The organism is Streptomyces sp. NBC_00597, from assembly GCF_041431095.1.
Taxonomy (GTDB): Bacteria; Actinomycetota; Actinomycetes; order Streptomycetales; family Streptomycetaceae; genus Streptomyces.
In genome coordinates this window covers 2,050,560-2,074,557 of the sequence record NZ_CP107757.1, presented here as the reverse complement: position 1 = coordinate 2,074,557, position 23,998 = coordinate 2,050,560, and the positions used below count along the sequence as shown (strand labels likewise).

Below are 23,998 nucleotides of genomic sequence, written 5' to 3'. Positions count from 1 at the left end.
GTCAGGGGCGAGCGCGGCGAGCGGCGGGGGCGGCTGGGTGGGGCGACGATTCTTCATCGGCATGGGCAGCGGCAGGTACCTGCACCTTCCCCCCGAAGAGCAGCTCGCCTCCGTCCCCTCCGACATCCGTGAGGTGTCAGCGCTCTTCGGGTCCTTCGGCTACGTCCCGGTCCTCGTCGGACTCGGTGAGTACGACGGCGCTGAGCAGCTGCGCCAGAAGCTCCGCCACTGGTCCGCCGACACCGCGCTCACGGGCGAGGACGTCGTGGTGGTCTACTTCGCCGGACACGGCGCCGTGGAAGAGCGCGACCGGCACTACCTGCTCTGCTGGGACTCGCAGGACGCCAACCTCGCTGCCACTGCCCTGGCCACCGAGGACCTCGTCCGCACCCTCTGCAAGGGCGGCCTGCGCCACCTGCTGCTGATCCTCGACACCTGTTCTGCGGGCGCGGGCAGCGCGGACGCCTCCGCCGTCGCTCTGCAGACCATCGTGTACCGGGGCGCGGCCGCCGACACCTCCGCCGGCCTCTGGTTCCTGGCCTCGGCCCGCCGCAAGGACGTCGCCGACGACGGCGCCTTCGTGGCTGCGCTAGGAACGGCGATCGACACTACGACCGAACGCACCGGACAGCGTCAGCAATACCTTGACCTGACCGAGCTCGTGAAGGCAGTCAACGAACGCTTCGAAGCCGAAGGCCGCGGGCAGCGGGCAGAACTGGCCAGTGGCCTGGTCACGGGTCTCGCGCCCTTCCTCGCCAACGTCGGCTACCGCGAAGAGTTACCGCCGCTCGGTACCGACCTGGAGGTCCAGCGTCGCGTCGTCGCCCGCGACCTCAGCGAGCACTTCGGCCCCCGCTCGCGCGGCGTGGAGTTCGAGTCCGAGCAGGGCCTCTACTTCAGCGGCCGCGTGACCGTGCTGTCCGAGCTGGTGGGCTGGCTGACGGCCTCCGACGGCGACGGGCGGGGACGGGTCGTCACCGGCAGCCCGGGATGCGGCAAGTCCGCGGTCCTCGGCCGGATCGTGGCCCTTTCCGACCCGGCGTACCGGGCCCGGCTGGACCTCACGGGCGGGGATCCGCGTACCGTCGTCCCCGAGCGCTGTGTCACCGCCGCCGTACACGCCCGTCACAAACGGCTCGAAGAGGTGGTGGACCGGATCGCCGCCGCGCTCGGCACCGAGGCCGACGGCGCGGCCGCCCTGCTCCAGGAGCTCACCCGGCGCGGTCGCCAGGGGCCGCCGTTGATCATCGTCGTCGACGCCGTGGACGAGGCCGGCTCGGACACCGCCGCGGACGCCGGGGGCCACGGTGAGCCCCGCCGGATCACCCGTGAGTTGCTGCGCCCCATGTCGGAGATCCAGGGTGTGCGCCTGCTCGTCGGTACCCGGCACGAGCTCGTCACCCCGCTCGGTCCCACCTTCGTCTGCATGGACCTGGACCGCGAGGAGTACCGGGCCGGGCGCGAGGACGTCACCGGGTATGTGGCCCGGGTCCTGCTCGCCGCCGAGGAGGCCGACGTACGCACCCCCTACCGCGGTCGTCCCGAACTGGCCCGGGCGGTGGCGCGCGGTGTGGCCGACAAGGCTGCCGGGGTGTACCTGTACGCCCGCACCACGGCCCGTACGCTGCGCTCCGACGAGACCGCCGTCGACATCACGAAGCCGGGCTGGGCCGAGGCACTGCCCAGCGAGGTCGGCGAAGCCTTCGACGACTACCTGGCCCGCTTCGGCCCCGACGAGCCCCGGGTCCGGCGGATGCTGCTGGCGCTGGCCTTCTCGGAGGGCAAGGGGCTGCCGCGAGGTCGGGTGTGGACCGCACTGAGCTCGGTGATCTCCGGCGTGCCCTGCGAGGAGCAGGACGTCAGCTGGCTGCTCGACGTCGCGGAGGCGTACATCGCGGAAGTCGTGGACGACGACCGGCGCTCGGTGTACCGGCTCTACCACAAGGCCCTGGCCGAGCACTTGCGCGCTACGGCCGACCGGCCGCCCGCCGAGATCCAGCAGTCGGTGGTGGACGCGTTGCGGTCGCTGGTTCCCGGAGCGGCCGAGGGACACCCGGACTGGTTCGCCGCTGTGGCGTACGTGCGCCAGCACTTGGCCACGCACGCGGCGGAGGCGGGCCGGCTCGCCGAACTGGTCGAGGACCCCGGCTTCCTGCTGGCCTGCGAACCGCTGTCGCTCCTGCGGGCGTTCGCCGCCATCGAGGGCGAGGGGGCCCGCCGGGTCCGGGGCGCCTACGAACAGGTCGCCCACCGGCTCACCGCCGACCGCCCGCTCGGCGAACGCGCCGCCGACCTCCAGTTGTCGGCCCGGCGCTGCGGGGCGGACCGGCTCGCCGACCAGGTGGAGGAACTCGCCGTCATCCGGCCCTGGTCGGCACGCTGGGCCTGGTGGTCGACGAGCGGGGTCCACCGGCTGCTGGCCGGGCACGCCCGTACGGTGGCCTGCGTGGCGGTCGGCCTCCTTGACGGCCGCCCCATCGCCGTCACCGGCAGCATGGACCGCACGGCCCGCGTCTGGGACCTCCAGGCGCAGCGTCAGATCGGCGACCCGCTGCCGGTCGGCATCGCTGTGAGCGCCATCGCCATCGGTGAACTGGGCGACTACACCGTGGCGCTGACGGGAGGAGACGACGGGGTCGTCAGGATCTGGGACCTTTCCGCCGGCCAGGAGTACGGTGCGCCGCTCACGGGCCACACCAACCGCGTCGAGTCCATCGTGGTCGGTGCGGTGCGCGGTCACCCAGTGGTGCTGACCGCCAGCGCGGACGGCACCGCCCGGGTGTGGGACCTGGTCGAGCGCCGCCAGCTCGGGCGTGATCTCAGCGCCCACCGCCGCTCCGTGCGCGCGGCGGACCTGGGCGAGCTCGACGGCCGGCCCATCGCCGTCACCGGTGGCGAGGACAAGGCCGTCCACGTCTGGGACCTCTCCGGGATCCTCGACGGCGGTGACGCCCGCCTCGACGGCAGCCCGCTGATCGGCCCGGCGATGGCGGTCACGGCGGTGTGCGCGACGGAGCTCGACGGCCGGACCGTGGCGCTGGTCGGCGACGAGGCGGGCATGCTCAGCCGCTGGGACCTCGCCGAGCGCCGCCAGATCGGCGAGCCGGTGATGGCGCACGTCCACATCACCCGCAGCGGGGTGTTCTCCGCTTCGGTCGGCGGACTCCGGGGCAGGCCCGTGGCGTTGACCAGCGGCACCCGCAGCGCCCGCCTGTGGGACCTGCGTACCCTGCAACCCCTCGCCCATCAGCTGCGCGGCCATGTGGAAGACATCAGGGCTGCGGCGCTCGCCCATCACGGCGAGGCCGCGTTCGCGGTGACGGTCGGCGACGACCGGACGGCCCGGATTTGGGACCTGACGGCGGACCAGCCACCGGAAGGCCACACCCAGCCCGTCTCCGCCATCGCCTTCTGCGCCGGGCCCGGCCGCCCGTTGGCCGTCACCGGGAGCGAGGACGGCACGGCCCGCGTCTGGGACCTGCACACCCGTGAGCAGCTCGGCGCCCCGATGGAGGGCCACACGGGGCAGGTTACGGCGGTGGCTTGCGAGATGGTCCACGTCCGACCGAGGGTGGCCACGGGCGGTTCCGACACCACCGTCCGCCTGTGGGACCCGCTGCGCGGTCCCGGCGAGGACCTGGTGTTGGCCGGGCACACCAACGCGGTGCGCTGTCTCGCCTTCGGCGAGCTGGACGGCAGGTCCGTCGTGGTCAGCGGCAGCGAGGACGGCACGGCCCGGGTCTGGGACGCCGCCTCCGGTACGCCCGTCGGCGTCCCGCTGGCCGGTCACGTGGGCGGTATCCGGCGCCTGGCCGTGCGCCGCGCGGGGCGCGGGATGGAGATCGTGCTGTCCACCTCCCTGGGCCACGCCTACCTGTGGCAGCTCACAGCTGACGGCGCCGCCCCCGCCGCCCGGAGAGCGGCCCACTTCGAAGTCATGGACCTGACCCTGTCCGCCCGGATCGTGGGAGTGGGCTTCCACCACTCGCGCGCCGTCGTCCTGGCCTCGCTCGCGGGGAACAACGTGCACGTCCACGACGTGGCCGACGGGAAGCTGCTGGCGGGACCCTTCCGCGGTCACACCGGATTCGTGATGGCGGGCACCCTCGGGCAGATGGGGGGAGAGTCCGTCCTCGCCACCAGCGGCCTCGACAACGCGGTGCGGATCTGGAACGTGGAGACGGGGGCCCCGTTCGGACCACCCCTGGAGGTGTTCTGCTCGCGGGGCCCGCTCGGCGCCGACACCCCTCCGGTCTTCGGCCATTCGGGCGGGCTGCCCGTCGTCATCACCGCCGGTTCCTTGGACGTGCGGGTCTGGGACCTCGCCGCCCTGCACCCGATCGGAGAGCCGCTGTGCGGAGTGGAACAGACCCTGGTCTCCGCCGACATCGTCGCCGGTGAGCACGGTCGCGATCTGGTCGTGACGGGAGGGCTCGACGGCGCCGTTCGCGTCCATGACTTGGCGGACGGCCGGCAGGTGGCGCCGCAGTTCACGTTCGACACGCTGGCCCTCAGCCATGTCACGGCGGACCGCCCGGGCGGGAACACCGTGGTGGTACGGAGCAGCTGGATGTACACGGACGTGTGGACCCTGGAGCCGCGCCGCCGGCTGGTGAAGCGGCCCGGTACCTCGCTGCGGGCCGCGACGTACGCACTGGGCGACCGCCGGATCGTGGTCTCGGTCTCCGGCGACTTCGCCCTGCACGCCTGGGACCTGGAGACCCAGTCGCCGCTCGGCGTCCCCATGACCGGCCACACCTCCGTCATCACCGGGCTGCGCACCGGTCTCGTGGGCGGGACGCATACCGTCGCCAGCAGCTCCTACGACGGCACCGTCCGGCTCTGGGACCTGGAGACGGGCCGCCCGCTCGCCGAGCCGCTCGGCGGACACGAGCTCGGTGCCACCGGACTCGAACTGGCCCGACGGCGGGCGAGGACCTCGTCGTCACCGGATCGGGCGACGGCAGCCTGCGCGTCCACACCTACCAGGGCGGCTGGCGGCTGCGCACGGAGCTGCCGCCGTTCTCCGCCGTGGTCGGCGCCATCCGCGTCATCGACGTCCGGGGCGTCGCCACGCTCATCGCCGCCGACCAGCACGGTCTGATGCGGGTCTGGGACTTGGCCCGCCCCGGCAGCTGGACGACGGAGATCCACATCGGCAGCGGCATCAACGGGTTCACCGTTGACCACGCCGGACGCGTCTGCGTCGCCACCGACATGGGCGTCGTCGCCCTCAGCCTGACGGAGGTCCGCCCGTGAGCCGCATCGTCCTCGTCCACGGCATCGCCCAGGAGGTCCTGGGCCCCGAGACCCTGCTCGCCGAGTGGTATCCCGCGCTTTCCGACGGCCTCAGCCTGGCCGGGCACCCGGGCGTCCCCCGCGAGGAGGTCGCGATGGCCTTCTACGGAGACCTGTTCCGACCCACCGCCCACCGCGGCCTCGGTGCCCCGGACCTCGACGCGGGCGACGTCGAGGACGGGATCGAGCGCGAACTCCTGCTCCGGTGGTGGGAGTACGCCGCCACTCTGGAGACCCGGGTCTCCGGCCCGGGCGACCGCACCCGGCTGCGGACCCCGCACCTTGTCCAGCGGGCTCTGGACGCGCTCAGCCACTCCGCCTTCTTCGCCGGGATCGGCGAACGCCTGATGATCGGCGCCGCCCGCCAGGTCCGGCGGTACTTCACCGAGCCCGCGCTGCGTGGCGAGATTCAGGGGCGCCTCGCCGCGGCCGTCACGGACCGGACCGAGGTGGTCGTCGCGCACTCCCTCGGTTCGGTCGTCGCGTACGAGACCCTGTGCGCGAGCCCGGACCGGCCGGACGTGTCACTGGTGACCCTGGGATCCCCGCTCGGGGTGCGGAACCTGATCTTCGACCGGCTCCGGCCCGAGCCCGCCCGGGGGCGGGGCCGCTGGCCCGCGCCCGTGCGGCATTGGACCAATGTCGCTGACCGGGGCGACGTCGTCGCGCTGACCAAGGAGCTCGGACCTCGGTTCGGGGAGCGGGTACGCGACGTGCCGATCCACAACGGGGCCCGGGCGCACGACGTACGGCCCTACCTGACGGCGGCGCCGACCGGCCAGGCGATCGCCGGAGCTCTGATCGGCCCGCGGTGACTTCGGCGCGGGTGCTTCAGACGGCCGGGTGCTCGCAGAGCCACGCGTAGGCGGTCTCCGCGGTGAACTCCGAGTGCCCGGAGCGGAAGAGCAGGGCGGCCGTCGCGAATGCCGGGTCGTCGGCGGTGGTGGGTACGTACGGGATCGCCATGCAGGCCATGCCGGCCGCGTGGGCTGCCTGCGCGCCCGGGGCTGCGTCCTCGACGACCACGCAGTCGGCGGGGGCTGCGCCGAGCCGGCGGGCCGCTTCGAGGAAGACGTCGGGGGCGGGCTTGCCGTGCGGCACCTCCTCGGCCGAGACCGCCGTGGTCAGCAGCGCGTCCAGGCCCGTTCCGGCCAGCACCGCGTCGATCGCCTCGCGCGAGGACCCGGACGCCACCGCCATCGGGACGCGCTCCGTGTGCAGCCGCTCCACGAACCTGCGCATCTCGGGGAACGCCTCGGTCCCGGTCCGGGCCAGCTCCAGATAGGCGGCGTTCTGCTCGGACAGGAGCTCTTCCACCGGCTCCGGGATCCCGTACCGGTCCTTCAGGACCTCCAGCGTCTCCAGCGTGCTGATGCCGATGAAGCGGGCGTGTTGTTCCCAGGTGAAATCGGGGATTCCGTGCCGCGCCAGGGTCCGCCGCCCGGACTCGTAGTAGTTCGGTTCGCTGTCCACGAGGGTGCCGTCGAGATCGAATATGACGGAAATCATCCGCTTTGCCCGTCCTGCCGGTCATGAGCCTGTCCTGGCCATCCTGTCAGGGTTTGCGTGCAGCCCGTCCCACGGACTCGACCAGCGGCAGCAGCCGGTGCGCGACGCGCTCGCGCAGCGCCACCTCCGTACGGGTGCGGACCACCCCGGGCAGTCGGATCAGCCGCTGGATCACGTCCTCCAGGTGCGCGTTGTCCCTGGCCGCCACCCGGGTCAGCAGGTCCCCGCCGCCCGTGATCGAAAAGGCCTCGATGATCTCGGGAACGGCGGCCAGCGCCTCGCCGACCTCGTCCAGGTGCCCCTGGGTGACCTCGATGTGCACGAAGGCCAACACCGGATGCCCCAGCGCCGCGGGGGAGAGCACGGGACCGGTTCCGGTGATCACCCCGGTGCGCTCCAGCCGGTCCAGCCGGGCCTGGAGGGTGCCCCGCGCGACCCCGAGGATCCGCGCGTACTCACGGACGCTGGTGCGCGGCTGCTCGATCAACAGACGCAGGATCCGGGTGTCGAGTTCGTCCACCGCCATGTCGCGACTGTACCAATGGCCCAGTGGAGCGCCTTTTCGTCCCGGTGCATCCGCAACGGTCCCTGCGCGGGAATCCCCTGTGGGGGCGCCGCCTGCGGAACCGCACGTACGAGGAGCGGAGACAGCGATGAAGGCCACCACCGGTCTGCACTGCCTGGTCACCGGGGCCACCGGTTACATCGGCGGCCGCCTGGTGCCCGAGCTGCTCGATGCCGGACACCGCGTCCGCTGTCTGGCCCGGTCCCCCGAGAAGCTGCGCGACCACCCCTGGGCAGGGCGCGTGGAGGTCGTCCGCGGCGACGCCACCGACACCGGGTCCGTCGCGGCGGCCCTGCAGGGCATCGACGTGGCCTACTACCTCGTCCACGCGCTCGGCGGGGGATCCGGGTTCGAGGACCGCGACCGCGCCGCCGCCCGCATCTTCGCCGAACGGGCACGTGCGGCCGGAGTGCGCCGCATCGTCTACCTCGGCGGGCTCACCCCGGTGGACATCCCGGTCCGCGAGCTGTCCCCGCACCTGCGCTCCCGCGCCGAAGTCGGCGAGATCCTCCTCGACTCCGGGGTCCCGACCACCGTCCTGCGCGCCGCCGTCATCATCGGCTCCGGCTCGGCCTCCTTCGAAATGCTCCGCTACCTGACCGAACGGCTGCCGATCATGGTCACGCCGAGCTGGGTCGGCACCCGGGTCCAGCCCGTCGCCGTCCGCGACGTGCTGCGCTACCTCGTGGGCAGCGCCGCCATGCCTCCCGAGGTGAGCCGCGCCTTCGACATCGGCGGCCCCGACGTGGTCACGTACGAGGTGATGATGCGCCGCTACGCAACCGTGGCGCAGCTACCGCCGCGCTTCATCCTGCGCGTCCCCATGCTCACGCCGCGGCTGTCCAGCCAGTGGATCGGCCTGGTCACTCCCGTACCGCCCGCGCTCGCCCGGCCGCTGGCCGAGTCCCTGCGCCACGAGGTGGTGTGCGCCGAACACGACATCGCACGGTACGTCCCCGATCCGCCCGGCGCCCCGATCGGCCTCGACCTGGCCCTGTCCCTGGCCCTCCAGCGGGTGCGCGAGGCGAACGTGACCACCCGCTGGTCCTCCGCCGGGTTCCCCGGCGCCCCCAGCGACCCCCTGCCCACCGACCCGGACTGGGCGGGCGGCAGCCTCTACACCGACGAGCGGGAGCTCGCCGTCGACGCCTCGCCCGCCGCGCTGTGGCGGGTGGTGGAGGGCATCGGCGGGGAGAACGGCTGGTATTCGTTCCCCCTGGCGTGGGCCGTACGCGGCTGGCTGGACCGGCTCGTGGGCGGCGTCGGCATCCGGCGCGGCCGACGTGACGCGGCCCGGCTGCGGGTGGGTGACTCACTCGACTTCTGGCGGGTGGAGGAAGTCGTACCGGGCAGCTTGCTGCGCCTGCGCGCCGAAATGCGGCTGCCGGGCCTCGCCTGGCTGGAGATGTACGCCGATCCGGCCCCGGGAGGCGCCCCGGCTCCGGGAGGCGCCCCGGCTCCGGCACGGGGAGCCCGATACCGGCAGCGGGCGCTGTTCCATCCGCACGGGCTGCTCGGCCACCTCTACTGGTGGAGCGTGTCGCCGTTCCACGCCGTCGTGTTCGGCGGCATGGCCCGCAACATCGCCCGCGCCGCGAGCCACCTGGACGACGAGGCCGCCACAGTCCGGGACACCGGATCCGCGGCCACCGGATCCGCGACCACCCCATCCGAGCCGGCCGCGTCCGAGCCGGCCGCGTCCGAACCCGCCGCATCCGAACCCGCCCCACAGGGCGAAGTAGTGGCTGACGACCGTCCCCCCGGACCGGAAGCGGAGCGAGAGAAGCCATGAACGTCGCGGTGGTGCTGTACACCTCCGACCTGCGCCTGCACGACCACCCGCCGCTGCGTGCTGCGCTGTCCTCCTGTGACCGGGTGGTGCCGCTCTTCGTCCGCGACCGCGCCGTCGACGCGGCCGGCTTCGCCGTGCCCAACCGGCTGGCCTTCCTCGCCGACTGCCTGGCCGACCTCGACGCCGGGCTGCGCGAACGCGGCGGGCGCCTCGTGCTGCGCTCCGGCGGCGCCGTCGACGAGGTCTGCGCCCTCGTCCAGGAGTGCGACGCCGACGAGGTCCACATGGCGGCCGGGGTCAGCGGCTACGCCCGGGCCCGCGAGGAGCGGCTCCGCGCCGCCCTCGAAGCCGAGGGCCGGCGGCTCTACGTCCACGAAGCCGTGGTCACGGTCGCCGCCCCCGGGGCCGTGCTCCCCGCCGGATCCGACCACTTCGCCGTGTTCACCCCGTACTTCCGCCGCTGGAGCGAACTGCCGCCCCGCGCCCCCGTCGCCGCCCCCCGCTCCGTGCGCGTGCCCGACGGGATCGGCTCCGACCCGCTGCCCCGGCGCGAGTCCGTCACCGGTGTCTCCCCGGGCCTCGCGCGCGGCGGCGAGCGCGAGGCCCGCGAGCTCCTGACGCGCTGGCTGCGCGCGGGCCTCTCCCGCTACGAGGACTCCCACGACGACCTGGCCGGCGACGCCACCTCCCGGCTCTCGCCGCACCTGCACTTCGGGACCCTCTCGCCCGCCGAGGCCGTCCACCGTGCCCGCGCCGCCGCCGACGGGCCCGGCGCCGAGGCCTTCGTCCGGCAGATCTGTTGGCGCGACTTCCACCACCAAGTGCTCGCCGCCCGGCCCGAGACCGCCGTACGGGACTACCGCGACCGCCGGGACCACTGGCGCACCGGGGCTGCCGCTGAGGAGGAGACCGAGGCCTGGAAGGACGGACGCACCGGCTACCCGGTGGTCGACGCGGCCATGCGCCAGCTCCGCCACGAGGGCTGGATGCACAACCGGGGCCGGCTGCTCGCCGCCAGCTTCCTCGCCAAGACCCTGTACGTGGACTGGCGGATCGGCGCCCGGTACTTCCTGGACCTCCTCGTGGACGGGGACCTCGCCAACAACCAGCTCAACTGGCAGTGGGTCGCCGGGACGGGCACCGACACCCGGCCCAACCGCGTCCTCAACCCGGTGCGCCAGGGCCTGCGCTACGACCCCACGGGCCGCTACGTGCACCGCTGGGTGCCGGAGCTGGCCGGGCTCGACGCCCCGCAGGTGCACGAACCCTGGCGGCTTCCCGGGCTGGAGCGGGCCCGCTACGCCTACCCGGAGCGGATCGTCGAACTCGCCGACGGGCTCGACCGGTTCCGGCGGGGACGGGGCGGCGAATGAGCCTGCTGCCGGGCCGCGGGACCGTATCGTGAGCAGGTGGACCGCGTGCCCCAGACACCCCAGCCGACACCACCGCAGCACCAGCAGCCCGCCGCCGCGCTGAGCACCGGCGCGGTCGCCCGCCGCCTCGGGGTGTCACCGACCACGCTGCGCTCGTGGGAACGCCGGTACGCGATCGGCCCGGCCCACCGCGAGGCCGGGCGGCACCGCCGCTGGACCCCGCGGGACATCGCCCGGCTGGAGCTGATGTGCCGGCTCACCGCCGACGGGGTGCCCCCGGCCGAGGCGGCCCGGACGGCCCTCGGCGGCGCCCCCCGAACCCACCGCGCCGAAGCGCAGGCACCGCCGCCGACCCCCGGCGGGCCCAGCGCCCTGCCGCTGGGGGCGGTCCGTCCGGAATGCCGGGGGCTCTCCCGGGCCGCCGTACGCCTGGACGCGCCGACCGTGGCCGACCTGCTGGAGGCGGCCCTGGCCGAGCACGGCCTGGTCACCGCCTGGGAGGAGGTCATCGCACCGACCTTGCACGCGGTGGGCCGCAAATGGGCCTCCGCCGGGGAGCGTTACGTGGAGGTCGAACACCTGCTGTCCTGGCAGATCTCCGCGGCGTTCCACCGGATCCGGCCCGTGCCGGAGCCGCCCCGGACCCCGCCCGTACTCCTGGCCTGCGTCCCCGGGGAGCAGCACAGCCTGCCCATCGAGGCCTTGACCGCCGCCCTCGGTCAAGGGGGCCTGCCCGCCAGGATGTTCGGTGCCGCGCTGCCCGCCGAAGCCCTGCACGACGCCGTGCGGCGTACCGGCCCGCGGGCCGTCGTCCTGTGGGCGCAGTCCCGTACGACCGCGGACCCGGCCCTGGTGCGGTCGGTGGCCGGCATCGAGTGGGGCCTGCGCGGCGCCCGCGCCCACTCGGTGGTGCTGCTCGCCGGACCCGGTTGGAGCTCGGACGTGCCGGCCCCGCGCACCGAGCGGTTGTACGGGCTGCGTTCGGGCCTCGCGGTCATCGAATCGCTGGCACCGCCGCGGGCAGCGACCGGCGCAGCTGGTGCAGAGCCCTCCGCATATGGCTCTTGACGGTGCCCAGGGGCAGCCCGGTGCGGTCCGCGATCTGTGTCTGCGTCAGGTCCGCGTAGAAGGCGAGGCGCAGTACCCGCTGCTGTTCGAACGGCAGCCTGGCCAGCTCCCCGAGGATCACGACCCGGTCCAGGACCTGCTCCGACTCCTGCCGCGGCGGGTTCCCGGGGCGGTCGGTCGCACCGGGGGCCGCGCCCGCGGCGGCCGCCGCCCGGTTCCGCCGGGTCCGCGCTTCCAGGGCGTCGGCCACCTTGTGACGGGTGATGCCGGTGATCCAGGCACCGAGCCCGCCGGGGCCGGGCCGGTAGCGGCGCCGGCCGTTCCAGGCGGCGAGGAACACCTGCTGGGTGACGTCCTCGGCTTCCCGTTCGTCGCCCAGGGACCGCTGGGCGAGCGAGTGGACCAGCGGCCGCCAGCGCCGGTAGACCGCCTCCATGCAGCGCTCGTCGCCCGCTACGAAGCCCGCTGTGAAGCCCGCGGTGGAACCTGCCGCGGAACCGGCCGCCGCATCCGGCGCGGGCCCCCGCGCGACACGCTGTCCACGCTCCTTCTCGTCCATGGCCCGAGCCTCGTCACCCCGCACCCGACCGTCCACTCGCAGCGTTTGCGCATCGTTTTGCCGCCCGCGCCGCACCCCGACCGCTCAGAGCGCGTGCAGCCGGGGCCGGGGCAGGTAGGGCAGCGCCACCGCCAGCACCACCGCGCCCGGCACCACCAGCAGCCCGTTCACCGGCCAGCCGGCCCGCACCAGCAGCGCGCCCGCCAGCCCTCCGGCGACATCGCGAGGACGGCCGCGGCCCGCCGCACCCAGGCCGCCGTCCCGTACCCGAAGGCGCTGTCGTGCCGGGCGACCCTCCGAGGAAGGCGGTCATGGAGCGGGTGACCAGCGTGGTCGGCAGCCCGGGCACGTTCACCCGCATGCTCGTGACGTTGCGCATCCCCATCGACGCGGCCAGCAGCGCCGCCACCGCCATGTGCCGCCCGGTCGGCGCCCCGTAGCGCGGCGCCAAGCCCCACCCGGTGCCCGCCGCGGCCAGGCTCAGCCCCGCCTCGATCGCCGGGCCGATCACGAACCAGCGCCGCCCGAGCACCTCCGAGAAGGCTTCGAGCCGGGCCCCGCCCACCGCCCCCGCGGCGAAACCGGCCAGCGACACGGCGGGCGCCAGGGCGGGCAGGCTCCCCTGCCGCGCGGCCCCGAACGCAAGGAACAGCACGGTGCCGGTCGGCATCGCCGTGAACACCGGTCCGAGGGAGCAGACTGACCGCCTCGATCATCCCGGTCACGGCGGTCAGGGCGACCAGCAGCACGGTCAGCGGCGGCGGCCGCAGGGGATGCGGTCTCACGTCCATGACGCCCGACAGTGACATGCGGTGCGGATCCTCCGGCGCAGACATGCCGGAAGGCTTAGGGTCCGGAGAATGAGCGACCTGCTGCTGGTGAGGCACGGAGAGACGGCATGGAGCGCCACCGGGCGCCACACGGGGCGGACCGACGTGCCGCTGACCGCTGCCGGCGTCGAGGAGGCCATCTCGCTGTCCCCGTACTTCCGCGACCGGCACTTCGCCCTGGTGCTGACCAGCCCGCTGCGCCGCGCCGTCGCCACGGCCGAGCTCGCCGGACTGACCGGCGGTGTCACCGACCCCGACCTGTACGAGTGGGACTACGGCGGCTACGAAGGCGTCACCACGGCCGAGATCCAGCAGACCCGGCCGCACTGGTCCCTGTGGACCGACGGCGTCCCTCCCGGCGACGCCGAACACCCCGGCGAGGACGCCGCCCAGGTCGGAGCCCGCGCGGACCGCGCCCTGGCCCGGGCCGCCGAGGTGCTCGCCGAGGACCGCGGCGACGCCGTCATCGTCGCCCACGGCCACTTCCTGCGCGTCCTGACCGCCCGCTACCTCGGCCTGCCCCCGCAGCACGGCCGGCTCTTCCTGCTGCGCACCGGAACGGTCAGCATCCTGTCCACCGAACACGGACTGCCCGTGATCGCGGGCTGGAACACCCACCCCTGAGCTCCGGGGCCCGCGGCGCCCACGCCGAGAGCCGCGCCGCATCCCATGGGATTCTGAAACCGTGCGAGTCCTTGGGGAACTCCGTACGGGCACCGGCGCCCTGCCGGCGGCCGCACGCCGGGCCGTCCGGACCACGTTCGCCGCATGCACCGGCTTCTACCTGTTCCTGTACGGACTCGGCCTGCCCGTCAGCGCCACCTACGCCCTCTTCGGCGCCGTCTCCCTGGCCGGCCTCTCCCGGATCCCGGGTACCGGCCGCCAGCGCGCCGCGGTCATGGTCAGGCTGCTGCCGGTGGCCTGCGTCCTGGTGATCCTGGGCACCTTCCTCGCCGTGCGGACCTGGAGCGCCGTCCTCGGGATGGCCGTCATCGGCTTCTGCGTGGCCTTCTCGGCAGCGGCCGGACCCCGGCCGGCGGGCGCCGCAGCAGGGCTACAGCTGCTGTACATCCTGCCGAGCTTCCCGCCGTACGCCCCGCACACCCTCGACGAGCGGCTCGGCGGCACCCTCAGCGGCCTCCTGCTGCTGATCCTGGCCGAGGCGTGGGTGCTGCCGGACCCCCGGGTGCCGACGTACGCGGAGCGGGCCGCGGGGTCCGTGGCCGAGGCGGCCCGCTGCGCCGCCGCCCTGGAGCGGCCGCCCTACGTCCTGACCGGTTCCGCTTCCGACCGGGCCCGGATGGCCGCCGAGGCACTGCGGTCCTCCCGGGTCCCGGAAGCGGAACGCCCCGCCGGGCCGGGCTTGCGCGAGCGGGCGCTGGCCCACACCGGGCTGGCCGCACGCACCCTGCTCTCGCGGCTGCGCAACCTGCCCGCACCGCCTCCCGGACGGGAGCCGCGACGGGCCGGACTCGACCTCCTGGGCGCGGTCCGCGAATCGGCGACCGGAAGCTCCACACTGCTGCGCGACGGACGGCGGCCCGTCGCGAACTCGACGGAACTGCTCCGCCTGCGCGCCCGGAACTCGCGCACGCCGGCCGAGCTGCCCGAGTCCCGCCGCCGGCAGGCCGCGCTGCTGGAGGTCGCGGACGCCGCGGTGGCGCTGCGCGCGGCGGCGGAGATCGCCGTGGAAGGGCGCGGCGCGCACCCGCAGGGGGACGCGGCGGACCGGTTCTGGTACGTCCGGCAGAACACCGTGCAGCTGTGGTGGCACCGGATCGCCGCACACACCGGGCCGCGGTCCGTGCACTTCCAGAACGCCGTACGGATCGCGCTGGCCCTCGCGGTGGCCCGTACCGTGGCCGGGCTCGACTCCCTCCCGCACGGCTTCTGGGCGATGCTCGCGGTCATCAGCCTCACCCGGACCACCGCCGTGCAGACTCGCGGAACCGTGCGCACCGCGCTGATCGGCACCTCCCTGGGCGCGCTCGCCGCCGGTACCGTGCTCGCCCTGACCGGCGGGGAGACCCTGGCGTACGCGATCGTGCTCCCGCCGCTGATGCTGTTCACGTTCACCATCGGGCCCGTGCGGGGCGTGGGCTGGGCGCAGGCGCTGTTCACGTTGGTCGTCGCCGTCGTCTTCGCCCAGCTGTCCTCGGTCACCTGGCAGCTGGCCGAGGTGCGCTTCCTCGACGTGACCATCGGCAGTGCCATCGGGATCGTGTGCGGGATCCTGGCCTGGCCGCGGGGGGCCCACGACGAACTGGGCCGGGCGGTGGCCGGACTGCTGCGCGCCTGCGCCGACGACGTCGAGTCGACCGCCGCCGTGGTCACGGCGCCCCGGGGGCACGCGCAGGTCCCGGACGCGGAGCACCGGGTCCGGATCACGCTGGTCATGGCCGAGTCCGCCTACGCCCAGTACCAGAGCGAGACGCAGCGCCCGGCCGGGCCGGGCCCGGACTGGCAGGCCACGGTGATGACCGGGCACCACGTGCTCTGGGGCGCGGGGCGGGTCCTGGGCAGTGCGGACGGGAAGCCGCTCGCGCGCAGCGAGGCGGCGCAGCTCGGTGACTACGCGGCCCGCGTGGCGGCGGGACTGCGCCGGGCGGCGGTGGCGGCTGACGCCCCGCACAAGAGCGTTGACGGGAACGATGACGGGACCCGTGACGGGATCCGGGACAGGACCGGTGACGGGACCGGTGACGGGACCCGCGACAGGATCGGTCCGGGCGGGACGACGGGCACGCCGGGCAGTCCCGGGGCCGCAGGACCCGGGATGCCGGAGCTGCCCGGATCCGCCGAGGCGGCGCCGCCCGACGCCGGGCTCCTCTACTTCGCCACGACGGCCTGGCTCGACTCGCTGACGGCGGACCTGCGCACCATCGAGTCCGGCCGCGCCGCGGCGGCGCCCCACGGCCCGGGGTGATCCGGGCCCCGCCGTTTCCCGGCCGTGCGCCCGGGCAGAAACCCCACGGCGTCCGGGACCGAACGGGCGCCGGGAAGAGACAACCGACGACCAGGGTGAGGAGCGCCGGTGAGCGGTGGCAAGTCCGCGGCGGACGTGTTCGACGAGGTGGGCGCCCGGTACGAGGAGGTGTTCGGGCGCGTTCCCGGGCAGCTCGCCGCGCTGGACTGGCTCACCGCCCGCCTCGCCCCCGGGGCCCGCGTACTGGACGTGGGCAGCGGTACGGGCCGCCCGGCCGCCGAGGCGTTGGCGCGGGCGGGGTGCGCGGTGACCGGGATCGACGTGTCGGCGCACATGGTCGACCTCGCGCGCTCCCGGGTGCCGCAGGCCCGGTTCGAGCAGGCCGACGTACGGACGTACGCGGCCGCGGAGGGCGGCTTCGACGCAGTGTGCTCCTTCTTCCCGCTGCTGGTGATGTCCCAGCAGGAGGTGGCGCAGGCGCTGGAGCGGATGGCGTCGTGGGTGGCGCCCGGCGGCTACTTCGTCATGGCCACCGTGCCGGGGGACATCAGCGACCTCGACATCGTGTGGATGGGGCACGAGGTCACCGTCAGCAGCCTGTCCGGGGCGGAGCACCTTCGGCTGCTGGCTGCAGCCGGGCTGGAGGTGCTGGAGCACCACACCGCCCTGTTCCGGCCCGAGGCGGACCCGGCGGCCCCGGTGCCCCCGCCCGTCGGCCCCGAGGAGCACTTCTTCTGCTACGCCCGCCGCCCGGCCTGAGCGACGACTGGTCCGTTGGTCGCAGATGGCCGGAACTTACGCTCCAGTACTGGGCCAATGGACCAGTGATGCGGAGCCGGGTTGAGCCAGTGGGCCTTCGGATGCTTATCTGTGTCGTATCCATGTACTTTCGGCGCCGCGCAGCGCCGGACGGCAACGAGGCCGGTCCGGAGCGCGGCGCCTTCGCCGTGCCCGCCTGCCGCCCACCACCCCCGGGCGGCCGCCGGGCCGGCGCGCACCACTGCAAGGGGGGCGGCACACCGCCGTGAAGAGGATGTTCGTGGCTCCGGATCCGGGGCGCCTGAGACTGAGGAACTCGCTGCGGGCCGTGCTCGGCGTCGCGCTCGCCGTCGCGGTGGCCGAGGTCTGCGGCCTCTCCCTCACCGCCTCCATCACCGGGGGGCTGGCGGCCCTGCTCACCCTGTTCACCGTGCTCGACCCGACCGTACGGGCCCAGCGCGTGACCAGCGCCCTGCTGCCCGTTTCCGGTTTCCCCGTCCTCGCGCTGGCCACCTCCCTGCACGCGGTGCCGCTCGCCCGGGACGTCGCCTTCCTCGCCGTCGTGTTCGCCGGGGTCTACGCCCGCCGCTGGGGGCCGCGCGGGCACGCCCTCGGGATCTTCGGCTTCATGATGTTCTTCGTCACGCAGTTCCTGCACGCCGTTCCCGCCCAGCTGCCCGAGCTGTACGCCGCCGTCGGACTGGCGCTGCTCTCCGCCGGAGCGGTGCGGTTCGTCCTCTGGCCGATCGAGCGGCGCACCCCGCCGCCCGCCGCGCCGCCCGGCCTGCCCGGCACCGGCCTGGCCCGGCCCACCACCCGGCAGGCCTTCCAGGCCACCGCCGCCTGCGCCTTCGCCCTCGGCGTCGGCCAGGCACTCTCCGACACCCGCTGGTACTGGGCCGTCGGCACCGCCTGGTGGATCTTCGTCAACACCGCCTCCCGGGGCGAGACCCTCGTCCGCGGGTTCCGCCGGGTCCTCGGCACGGTCGTCGGCATCGCCGCCGGGCTGCTGATCGCCGTACCGCTGCACGGAGCGCCCGCGCCCACCGCCGCACTGGTCGCCGTATGCGTCTTCGGGATCTTCTACACCGCGGCGCCCTCGTACTCCTGGATGATGTTCTTCGTCACCGTCATGGCCGGACTGCTCTACGGACTCCTCGGCGTCCTGCACCCGGGCCTGCTGCTCCTGCGCTTCCAAGAGACCGCCATCGGCGCGCTGGGCGCCGCCCTCGCCGTGGTGCTCGTCCTCCCCGTGACCACCCACGCCGCCAACGACGCCTGGATCCAGCGTGCCCTGCACTGCGTACGGGCCTCCACCGCGGCCTCCCTCGCCCGCCTCGCGGGGGACCCCGACGCCGATCCCGCCCCGCACGCGGCCGAACTCGAACTGCTGCTGGGCCGCGTACGGATGGCCCTCGCGCCCCTCGTCCACCCGCTGAGCCCGCTGCGCGCCCGCAAGGCCCGGGCCCGGCAGGTCCTCGGGCTGCTCGACGACTGCGCCCGGGAGGTGCGCGGACTCGTGGCCGTCGCGGCAGACCCGCAGGCCTCGCACGACGCCCGGCTGGCCACCGCGTGCTGGCGGGTGGAGGCAGCCGTGGAGGCCCTGACCGCCCCGCGTGACACGAGGGGACCCGCCGCCGCACCGCACCCCCGGCCCGGCGCCGCGGAACCGGCGCTCGCACACCTGCACGGCCTGGAACACGCCCTCGTGGCCCTGCACGCCCCCCTGCGCACCGACCCGCGCTCGCCCCTCGTCATCAGCGCCTGACCCCGGCCGGTCATCGAAATCCGAGGTCAGCAGCCTGCTGCCGGCGGATCCTACGCCCTGTCAGGTCCGCTCCGCAGGGCAATGGCCCGAAGATCACTCGGTGGAGTGTTCCGGATGCGTGTTCCCCACGGCGCTGACCTGCGGCATGTACAACGGGTGATTGTTGATTGCACATTCATCCGGCACGTACAGGGTGGATCTGGTCGGACAGGGGGTAACCGCCCGGGATGGAAATACTTCAACAGCGCTCGACCACGGCCCAAGTGTGGGAAGCAGCCGAGGAGTTCATCCGACTCTTCCATCGGGAGAATCCGCAGGCGGGTGATCCGCGGGCTCGGCTGGCCGCCGTGCGGGCCGAGCTCGCGGACACCGGAAGCTACCGGCACACCCCGCAGGAACTCGTCCACGGAGCCCGCGTCGCCTGGCGCAACAGTAACCGCTGCATAGGCCGGCTGTACTGGAACTCGCTGCGCGTGCGCGACCGCCGCGCGCTCACCGACGCCGACGACATCGCCGCCGAATGCTTCGAGCACCTGCGCGACGCGACCAACGACGGCAGGGTCAGACCCACGATCACCGTCTTCGCCCCGGACGCCCCGGACCGTCCCGGCCCGCTGATCTGGAGCGAACAGCTCGTCCGGTACGCCGGCTACGGCGACCACCACACCGTCACCGTGGGCGATGCACGCAACGCCCCGCTCACCGGCGCCCTGCTGAACCTCGGCTGGACCGGGGGCGCCGGCACCCCCTTCGACCTGCTCCCGCTGGTGGTCCAAGGCGTCGACGACAAGCCCCGCTGGTTCGAGACCCCCGCCGACGCGGTGCTGGAAGTCCCGATCGAGCACCCCGACGACGCCGGTTGGGCGGACTGGGGGCTGCGCTGGCACGCCGTACCCGCCATCTCCAACATGTGCCTGGAGATCGGCGGCATCCACTATCCGGCCGCGCCCTTCAACGGCTGGTACATGGGCACCGAGATCGGCGCCCGCAACCTCGCGGACACCGACCGCTACAACCTCCTCCCCGCCGTCGCCCGTCGCCTGGGCCTGGACACCTCCACCGACCGCTCGCTCTGGAAGGACCGCGCGCTCGTCGAGCTCAACCGGGCCGTGCTGCACTCCTTCGACCGGGCCGGGGTCACCATCGCGGACCACCACACCGAGTCCCGGCGCTTCCTCAGTCACTTGGAGCGGGAGGAGCGCAAGGGCCGCGACGTGGGCGCCGACTGGTCCTGGATCGTGCCGCCGATCTCCGGCTCCGCGACCCCGGTCTTCCACCGCACCTACGAGGACCGGCCGAGCTCGACGGCGTACGTGCACCACCCCGGCGCACAGGAACGCGCCCAAGGGCGGGATCTGGTCTAGACCTTCTGTTACCGTCGGCTCCGCACGGATCGATCCGAAACGGTGGAGAGGGGCATCCGGTGGGCGGCGCGGACGGCACGGACGACATGGACGACACGGACGGCAAGCACCGGAACGGCGGACACCGGGTCCACATCGGCTCGTTCACCTCGGCGGGCGGCCGCGGCATCACCACGGCGGACGTGGACCCGGCGACCGGCGCACTGACCCTCCTCTCCACCAGCGACGCGGTCGCCGACCCCTCGTACCTCGCCCTCGACCGGGGCACCGGGGTGCTCTACGCCGTCAGTGAGACCCGGCAGGGAGCGGTAGTCGCCTTCCGGCCCACCCGCGAGGGCCTCGCCGCCCTCGGCCCCGCCGTACGCGTCGGCGGGGCCGGCCCGACCCACCTCAGCGTGGCCGGGCGCCGGCTGCTCACCGCCAACTACACCTCCGGCAGCGTCAGCAGCCTCCCGCTCTCCGAGGACGGCATCCTGTGCGGACCCGCCTCGGTCCTCGACCACCGGGGCTCCGGGCCCGACGCGAGCCGCCAGGAACGGCCGCACGCCCACCAGGTGCTGCCCGATCCGAGCGGCCGCTGGGTGCTCAGCGTGGACCTCGGCACCGACTCGGTCCGCGTCTGCGCCTCGGATCCGGCCACCGGGGCGCTGCGCCTGCACGACGAGACCGCACTGCGCGCCGGGACGGGCCCGCGCCACCTCTCCTTCCACCCTGACGGCGAGACGGTGTACGTCCTGCACGAGCTGGAGCCGCAGCTGACCGTCTGCCGCTGGAACCCGGGCTCGGGGCAACTGGAACCGACCGATGAGGTTCCGCTCGCCCCTGGGGCCGCTCCAGGGGCCGCACGGGCCTATCCCTCGGCCGTGGTGGCTTCCCCGGACGGCCGTTTCGTGTGGGCGGCCGTACGCGGCACCGACACCGTCGTCACCCTCTCGCTCGCCGGAGGGGCCGGGAAGCCGCGGCTCGTGGGCAGCGTGGAATGCGGCGGCAGCTGGCCGCGGGACCTCGCCGCCGATCCTTCGGGGCGCCGTCTGTACGCGGCCAACGAGCGCTCCGGGGACGTCACCTGGTTCGACGTCGACCCGCTGACCGGGCAGCCGCACCGGGCCGGCTCGGTGGCGGTACCGGCCGCCACCTGCGTGGTCTTCGCCTGACGCGACGGCGCCGACGACGGTCCCCACGGGGTGCCCGCGCACGGACGAGGGCCCGCGCCCCGGAGTGGATGCCGGGGTGCGGGCCCTCGTACGAGCGGTTCTGGAGCGGATCAGTGGGCGGCGGCGCCCTGGGTGATGCCGAGCGCCGCGGAGTACTGGGTGACGACGAGCTTGCCGAGCGCGGAGTACGCGCCGAGCACCTCGGCGGCCGCGCAGTCGGCCTCCTTGGCCGCCGTGTCCAGCAGTCCCTCGGCGGCCTCCGGGCCGATCAGGTAGGGGGCCAGCGCGAGCTGCGTGGAGCCCTCGCTGCGCAGCTGCTCGGCGACCGCGGCCACCGAGCCCTCCTGGTCGAGCGCGGCGGCCTTGACGGGTACCGCGAGCCGGGCGGCCAGCAGCATGCCGGTGACCCCGGCGACCTGGACGGCCTCCTCGCCGCCGGTGGTGGCCACGATGATGCCGTCGGCGGCGGTGGTGACGGTGAACAGGCGGGCGCGGTCGGCGCGGGCCAGGCCGGCCTCGGAGAGCCGCACGTGCAGGCCCTCGGCGAGCAGCGGGTGCGGGCCGAGCACCTCGGCCAGCTCGGCGGCGGCCGAGGAGTCCATGACGGCCTGGCGCATCCGGCGCAGCAGGTCGGCGTCGGGGCCGGCGAGCAGCGGGACGACCACGGCGTCCGGGCCGGTGGGCGCGGGCACCTCGTGGCCGGCGGCGCGGGCGAACTCGGCGCGGGCGACGCGCTCGGCGGCGACCGCGGTCAGCACGCCGGAGAGGGCCGGGAACTCGGAGCCCTCGGCGTCGTCGCCCTCAAGGAAGCCGATGCGGACGTCCAGGCCCGGCAGCTCGGAGCGGCCGATGCTGATGATCTCTTCCGCGAGCCCCCGCGAGGCGGCCGAAGGGGCACCGGGCACGGCGAGCACCAGCGCGGGCGCGCCCTCGGGCGCCACCGCGGGCTCGGGTCGGCGGTGCCGTCCGGCAGGGCGGGGTCGCGGCATTCGTACGGGCAGGCCATTTGCGGGCCCAGTGGGGGAGCTCATGGCGCCGCATGCTACTGGCTTATCGGAACGCAGTGTTCGGGCAGGGCCTCAACGGGCGGCTTCTGTCCGTATTTATCCGCGGAATGTCGTATACCGTTCAACCGAAATGATCAACGGGCGGCCGGAAGCCGCCAGTCCACCGGCTGTGCCCCCTGGCGGACCAGCAGGTCGTTGGCCTTGCTGAACGGACGGGAGCCGAAGAACCCGTTCGCCGCGGACATGGGGGAGGGGTGCACGGACTCCACGGCCGGCAACTCGCCGAGCAGCGGCCGCAGGTTGCGGGCGTCCCGCCCCCACAGCACCGACACGAGGGGCTTGTCGCGCGCCGCGAGCGCCCGGATGGCCTGCTCGGTGACGGCCTCCCAGCCCTTGCCGCGATGGCCCCCGGTCTTGCGCGGGGCCGTGGTCAGCGCGCGGTTCAGCAGGAGCACGCCCTGGCGGGTCCACGGGGTGAGGTCCCCGTTGGCCGGCCGGGGCACGCCGAGGTCCGCATACAGCTCGCGGAAGATGTTGTCCAGGCTGGGCGGCCACGGACTGACCTCGGGCGCGACCGAGAAGGACAGGCCCATCGCGTGCCCCGGGGTGGGGTACGGGTCCTGGCCGACGATCAGCACCTTCACCTCGTCGAAGGGCTGTTGGAAGGCGCGCAACACATTCGCCCCGGCGGGCAGGTACGTCCTCCCCGCCGCGATCTCGGCGCGCAGGAAGTCGCCCATCGCGGCGATCTGCGCCGCCACCGGCTCCAGAGCCCGGGCCCAGCCCGGCTCGACGATCTCGTTCAACGGTCGTGCTGCCACAGCGAGTCACTCTACTGGCCGATTCAGTGAGCCAGTACCGCCGCCCGCACGCACAGCACGTCGGGCAGGTGCTCGGCCAGCAGCCGCCAGCTGTCCCCGTCGTCATGGCTGGCGTACAGCTCGCCGTTGCGGTTGCCGAAGTAGATCCCCGCGGGGTCCGCGTCGTCCGTGCACAGGGCGTCCCGCAGCACCGTGCCGTAGTGGTCCCCCTGCGGCAGTCCGCGCGTGAGCGGCTCCCAGGTGGCGCCCGCGTCCTGGGTGCGGAAGACCCGGCACCGGTGCTCCGCCGGGACCCGGTCGGAGTCGGCGTTCAGCGGGAAGACGTAGGCGGTGTCCGGCCGGTGCGGGTGCGCGGCCACCGCGAAGCCGAAGTCGGAGGGCAGGCCGTCGCCGATGTCGGTCCACCGGGCCCCGGCGTCGTCGCTGCGGTACACGCCCCAGTGGTTCTGCAAGTACAGCCGCTTCCGGTTCCCGGCGTCCTGGGCGATCTTGTGCACGCACTGGCCGAACTCGGGATGCGGATCCGGCAGGAACACCGCCGAGACCCCCTCGTTGGACGGAGCCCAGCGGGCGCCGCCGTCCAGGGTCCGGAACACCCCGGCGGTGGAGACCGCCACCGTCACCGCTGCGGGGTCGGCCGGGTCCGTCAGCACCGTGTGCAGGCCCTCACCGCCGCCGCCCGGCACCCAGCTCTTGCGGCTCGGGTGCTCCCACAGCGGGCGGACCAACTCGAAGGACTCGCCGCGGTCCGTCGAGCGGAACAGGGCGGCGGGCTCCGTCCCCGCGTAGACCACGTCCGGCGCCTCGGGTCCGGCCGGATGCAGCTGCCAGACCCGCTCCAGCGAAGCCCCGGTGTCCTTCGGGAACTTCACCGCGGGTGCGGCGGGTTCCCGCCAGCTCGCCCCGAGGTCGTCGGAGCTGAACACGGACGGGCCCCAGTGCGCGCTGTCCCCGCCGACGAGCAGCCGGGGCACCGGTCCGCGCCGGTCGACCGCGACGGCGTAGACCGCCTGGGCGTTGAAATGGGGCCCGTCGAACTCCCAGGAGCCGTCGCCCCGTCTGCGGCCGATGAACAATCCCTTGCGGGTCCCTGCGAGGAGCAGCACTTCTGGCGCTGTCGGCATGGTCGACACCTCCGGACGTCGTCGTCCCGGTCGTCGTGGCAAACACCTTCCAGCCAGTCTGCACCCGGCCACCGACAACGG

Annotated in this window: 18 protein-coding genes and 1 pseudogene; 12 read left to right on the top strand and 7 right to left on the bottom strand. The window is 74.1% G+C overall.

Features of this window, described 5'->3' with window-relative positions; all coding sequences use genetic code 11:
• Positions 1 to 61: 61 nt before the first annotated feature.
• From OG974_RS08955 to OG974_RS08945, 3 genes are read left to right on the top strand one after another with little or no spacing between them, the layout of a single operon-like run.
• A complete protein-coding gene (locus tag OG974_RS08955; RefSeq protein ID WP_371646094.1) occupies positions 62 to 5,104 on the top strand; it encodes a caspase family protein in 5,043 nt (1,680 codons plus the stop codon).
• Positions 5,104 to 5,259 carry a hypothetical protein gene (locus tag OG974_RS08950; protein WP_371646092.1) on the top strand — a complete coding sequence of 52 codons (156 nt, stop codon included), beginning with the start codon at positions 5,104 to 5,106 and terminating at the stop codon, positions 5,257 to 5,259. The genes OG974_RS08955 and OG974_RS08950 overlap by 1 nt, the downstream gene beginning before the upstream one ends.
• Positions 5,256 to 6,113: a hypothetical protein gene (locus OG974_RS08945; RefSeq protein ID WP_327282141.1), complete on the top strand. Its 858-nt coding sequence runs from the start codon at positions 5,256 to 5,258 to the stop codon at positions 6,111 to 6,113. Before OG974_RS08950 ends, OG974_RS08945 begins: the two co-directional genes overlap by 4 nt.
• Positions 6,114 to 6,129: 16 nt before the next feature.
• Here the strand turns inward: OG974_RS08945 and OG974_RS08940 are convergent, their stop codons facing one another.
• Both OG974_RS08940 and OG974_RS08935 read right to left on the bottom strand, forming a co-directional pair.
• Positions 6,130 to 6,807 (bottom strand): HAD-IA family hydrolase, encoded by a 678-nt coding sequence (locus tag OG974_RS08940; protein WP_327282140.1) that lies wholly within the window; start codon positions 6,805 to 6,807, stop codon positions 6,130 to 6,132.
• Between the two features lie 46 nt (positions 6,808 to 6,853).
• On the bottom strand, positions 6,854 to 7,333 hold the full coding sequence (locus OG974_RS08935) for an Lrp/AsnC family transcriptional regulator (protein ID WP_229342613.1): 480 nt from the start codon (positions 7,331 to 7,333) through the stop codon (positions 6,854 to 6,856).
• 127 nt (positions 7,334 to 7,460) lie between these two features.
• On the opposite strand from OG974_RS08935, the gene OG974_RS08930 reads away from it, so the two are divergent.
• The 3 genes from OG974_RS08930 to OG974_RS08920 are packed head-to-tail and all read left to right on the top strand — an operon-like array spanning position 7,461 to position 11,605.
• The gene (locus OG974_RS08930; RefSeq protein WP_327282139.1) at positions 7,461 to 9,164 is read left to right on the top strand and encodes an SDR family oxidoreductase; all 1,704 of its coding nucleotides are present in this window, start codon (positions 7,461 to 7,463) and stop codon (positions 9,162 to 9,164) included.
• Positions 9,161 to 10,537: a deoxyribodipyrimidine photo-lyase gene (locus tag OG974_RS08925; RefSeq protein WP_327282138.1), complete on the top strand. Its 1,377-nt coding sequence runs from the start codon at positions 9,161 to 9,163 to the stop codon at positions 10,535 to 10,537. Before OG974_RS08930 ends, OG974_RS08925 begins: the two co-directional genes overlap by 4 nt.
• 45 nt (positions 10,538 to 10,582) lie before the next feature.
• Positions 10,583 to 11,605, top strand: coding sequence for a MerR family transcriptional regulator (locus OG974_RS08920; protein ID WP_327282137.1), 1,023 nt, complete (start codon positions 10,583 to 10,585; stop codon positions 11,603 to 11,605).
• Here OG974_RS08920 and OG974_RS08915 read toward each other — a convergent pair.
• Both OG974_RS08915 and OG974_RS08910 read right to left on the bottom strand, forming a co-directional pair.
• Complete coding sequence (locus tag OG974_RS08915; RefSeq protein WP_371646088.1) at positions 11,532 to 12,164, bottom strand: RNA polymerase sigma factor; 633 nt, start codon at positions 12,162 to 12,164, stop codon at positions 11,532 to 11,534. The genes OG974_RS08920 and OG974_RS08915 overlap by 74 nt on opposite strands.
• A gap of 361 nt (positions 12,165 to 12,525) precedes the next feature.
• Positions 12,526 to 12,834, bottom strand: a pseudogene (locus OG974_RS08910) (DUF1275 family protein); the annotation flags it as partial.
• A gap of 190 nt (positions 12,835 to 13,024) precedes the next feature.
• Here OG974_RS08910 and OG974_RS08905 point away from each other — a divergent pair.
• The 6 genes from OG974_RS08905 to OG974_RS08880 all read left to right on the top strand — a co-directional run bounded on the left by OG974_RS08905 (position 13,025) and on the right by OG974_RS08880 (position 20,965).
• Complete coding sequence (locus OG974_RS08905) at positions 13,025 to 13,618, top strand: histidine phosphatase family protein (RefSeq protein ID WP_371646086.1); 594 nt, start codon at positions 13,025 to 13,027, stop codon at positions 13,616 to 13,618.
• A 61-nt stretch (positions 13,619 to 13,679) separates the two neighbouring features.
• A complete protein-coding gene (locus OG974_RS08900; protein WP_371646084.1) occupies positions 13,680 to 15,920 on the top strand; it encodes an FUSC family protein in 2,241 nt (746 codons plus the stop codon).
• Between the two features lie 108 nt (positions 15,921 to 16,028).
• Positions 16,029 to 16,679, top strand: coding sequence for a class I SAM-dependent methyltransferase (locus OG974_RS08895; protein WP_327282133.1), 651 nt, complete (start codon positions 16,029 to 16,031; stop codon positions 16,677 to 16,679).
• Positions 16,680 to 16,953: 274 nt separating this feature from the next.
• Positions 16,954 to 18,447 (top strand): FUSC family protein, encoded by a 1,494-nt coding sequence (locus OG974_RS08890; protein ID WP_328765132.1) that lies wholly within the window; start codon positions 16,954 to 16,956, stop codon positions 18,445 to 18,447.
• Positions 18,448 to 18,674: 227 nt separating this feature from the next.
• Positions 18,675 to 19,811, top strand: a complete 1,137-nt coding sequence (locus OG974_RS08885; RefSeq protein WP_371646081.1) for a nitric oxide synthase oxygenase — start codon at positions 18,675 to 18,677, stop codon at positions 19,809 to 19,811.
• An 86-nt stretch (positions 19,812 to 19,897) separates the two neighbouring features.
• Complete coding sequence (locus OG974_RS08880; protein WP_371646769.1) at positions 19,898 to 20,965, top strand: lactonase family protein; 1,068 nt, start codon at positions 19,898 to 19,900, stop codon at positions 20,963 to 20,965.
• A 110-nt stretch (positions 20,966 to 21,075) separates the two neighbouring features.
• Here the strand turns inward: OG974_RS08880 and OG974_RS08875 are convergent, their stop codons facing one another.
• The 3 genes from OG974_RS08875 to OG974_RS08865 form a co-directional block, all read right to left on the bottom strand.
• A complete protein-coding gene (locus tag OG974_RS08875) occupies positions 21,076 to 21,996 on the bottom strand; it encodes a hypothetical protein (RefSeq protein WP_328761923.1) in 921 nt (306 codons plus the stop codon).
• 110 nt (positions 21,997 to 22,106) lie between these two features.
• Positions 22,107 to 22,793, bottom strand: coding sequence for a uracil-DNA glycosylase (locus OG974_RS08870; RefSeq protein WP_327282130.1), 687 nt, complete (start codon positions 22,791 to 22,793; stop codon positions 22,107 to 22,109).
• 23 nt (positions 22,794 to 22,816) lie between these two features.
• The gene (locus OG974_RS08865; RefSeq protein ID WP_327282129.1) at positions 22,817 to 23,917 is read right to left on the bottom strand and encodes an exo-alpha-sialidase; all 1,101 of its coding nucleotides are present in this window, start codon (positions 23,915 to 23,917) and stop codon (positions 22,817 to 22,819) included.
• Positions 23,918 to 23,998: the final 81 nt, after the last annotated feature.

Excerpts from the sequence above, each read along its gene's own strand:
- OG974_RS08875 (WP_328761923.1), bottom strand. The coding sequence starts at position 21,996 with ATGAGCTCCCCCACTGGGCCCGCAAATGGCCTGCCCGTACGAATGCCG.
- OG974_RS08925 (WP_327282138.1), top strand. The coding sequence starts at position 9,161 with ATGAACGTCGCGGTGGTGCTGTACACCTCCGACCTGCGCCTGCACGAC.
- OG974_RS08935 (WP_229342613.1), bottom strand. The coding sequence starts at position 7,333 with ATGGCGGTGGACGAACTCGACACCCGGATCCTGCGTCTGTTGATCGAG.
- OG974_RS08940 (WP_327282140.1), bottom strand. The coding sequence starts at position 6,807 with ATGATTTCCGTCATATTCGATCTCGACGGCACCCTCGTGGACAGCGAA.
- OG974_RS08930 (WP_327282139.1), top strand. The coding sequence starts at position 7,461 with ATGAAGGCCACCACCGGTCTGCACTGCCTGGTCACCGGGGCCACCGGT.
- OG974_RS08955 (WP_371646094.1), top strand. The coding sequence starts at position 62 with ATGGGCAGCGGCAGGTACCTGCACCTTCCCCCCGAAGAGCAGCTCGCC.
- OG974_RS08915 (WP_371646088.1), bottom strand. The coding sequence starts at position 12,164 with ATGGACGAGAAGGAGCGTGGACAGCGTGTCGCGCGGGGGCCCGCGCCG.
- OG974_RS08905 (WP_371646086.1), top strand. The coding sequence starts at position 13,025 with ATGAGCGACCTGCTGCTGGTGAGGCACGGAGAGACGGCATGGAGCGCC.
- OG974_RS08865 (WP_327282129.1), bottom strand. The coding sequence starts at position 23,917 with ATGCCGACAGCGCCAGAAGTGCTGCTCCTCGCAGGGACCCGCAAGGGA.
- OG974_RS08950 (WP_371646092.1), top strand. The coding sequence starts at position 5,104 with ATGCGGGTCTGGGACTTGGCCCGCCCCGGCAGCTGGACGACGGAGATC.
- OG974_RS08880 (WP_371646769.1), top strand. The coding sequence starts at position 19,898 with ATGGACGACACGGACGGCAAGCACCGGAACGGCGGACACCGGGTCCAC.
- OG974_RS08885 (WP_371646081.1), top strand. The coding sequence starts at position 18,675 with ATGGAAATACTTCAACAGCGCTCGACCACGGCCCAAGTGTGGGAAGCA.
- OG974_RS08890 (WP_328765132.1), top strand. The coding sequence starts at position 16,954 with ATGTTCGTGGCTCCGGATCCGGGGCGCCTGAGACTGAGGAACTCGCTG.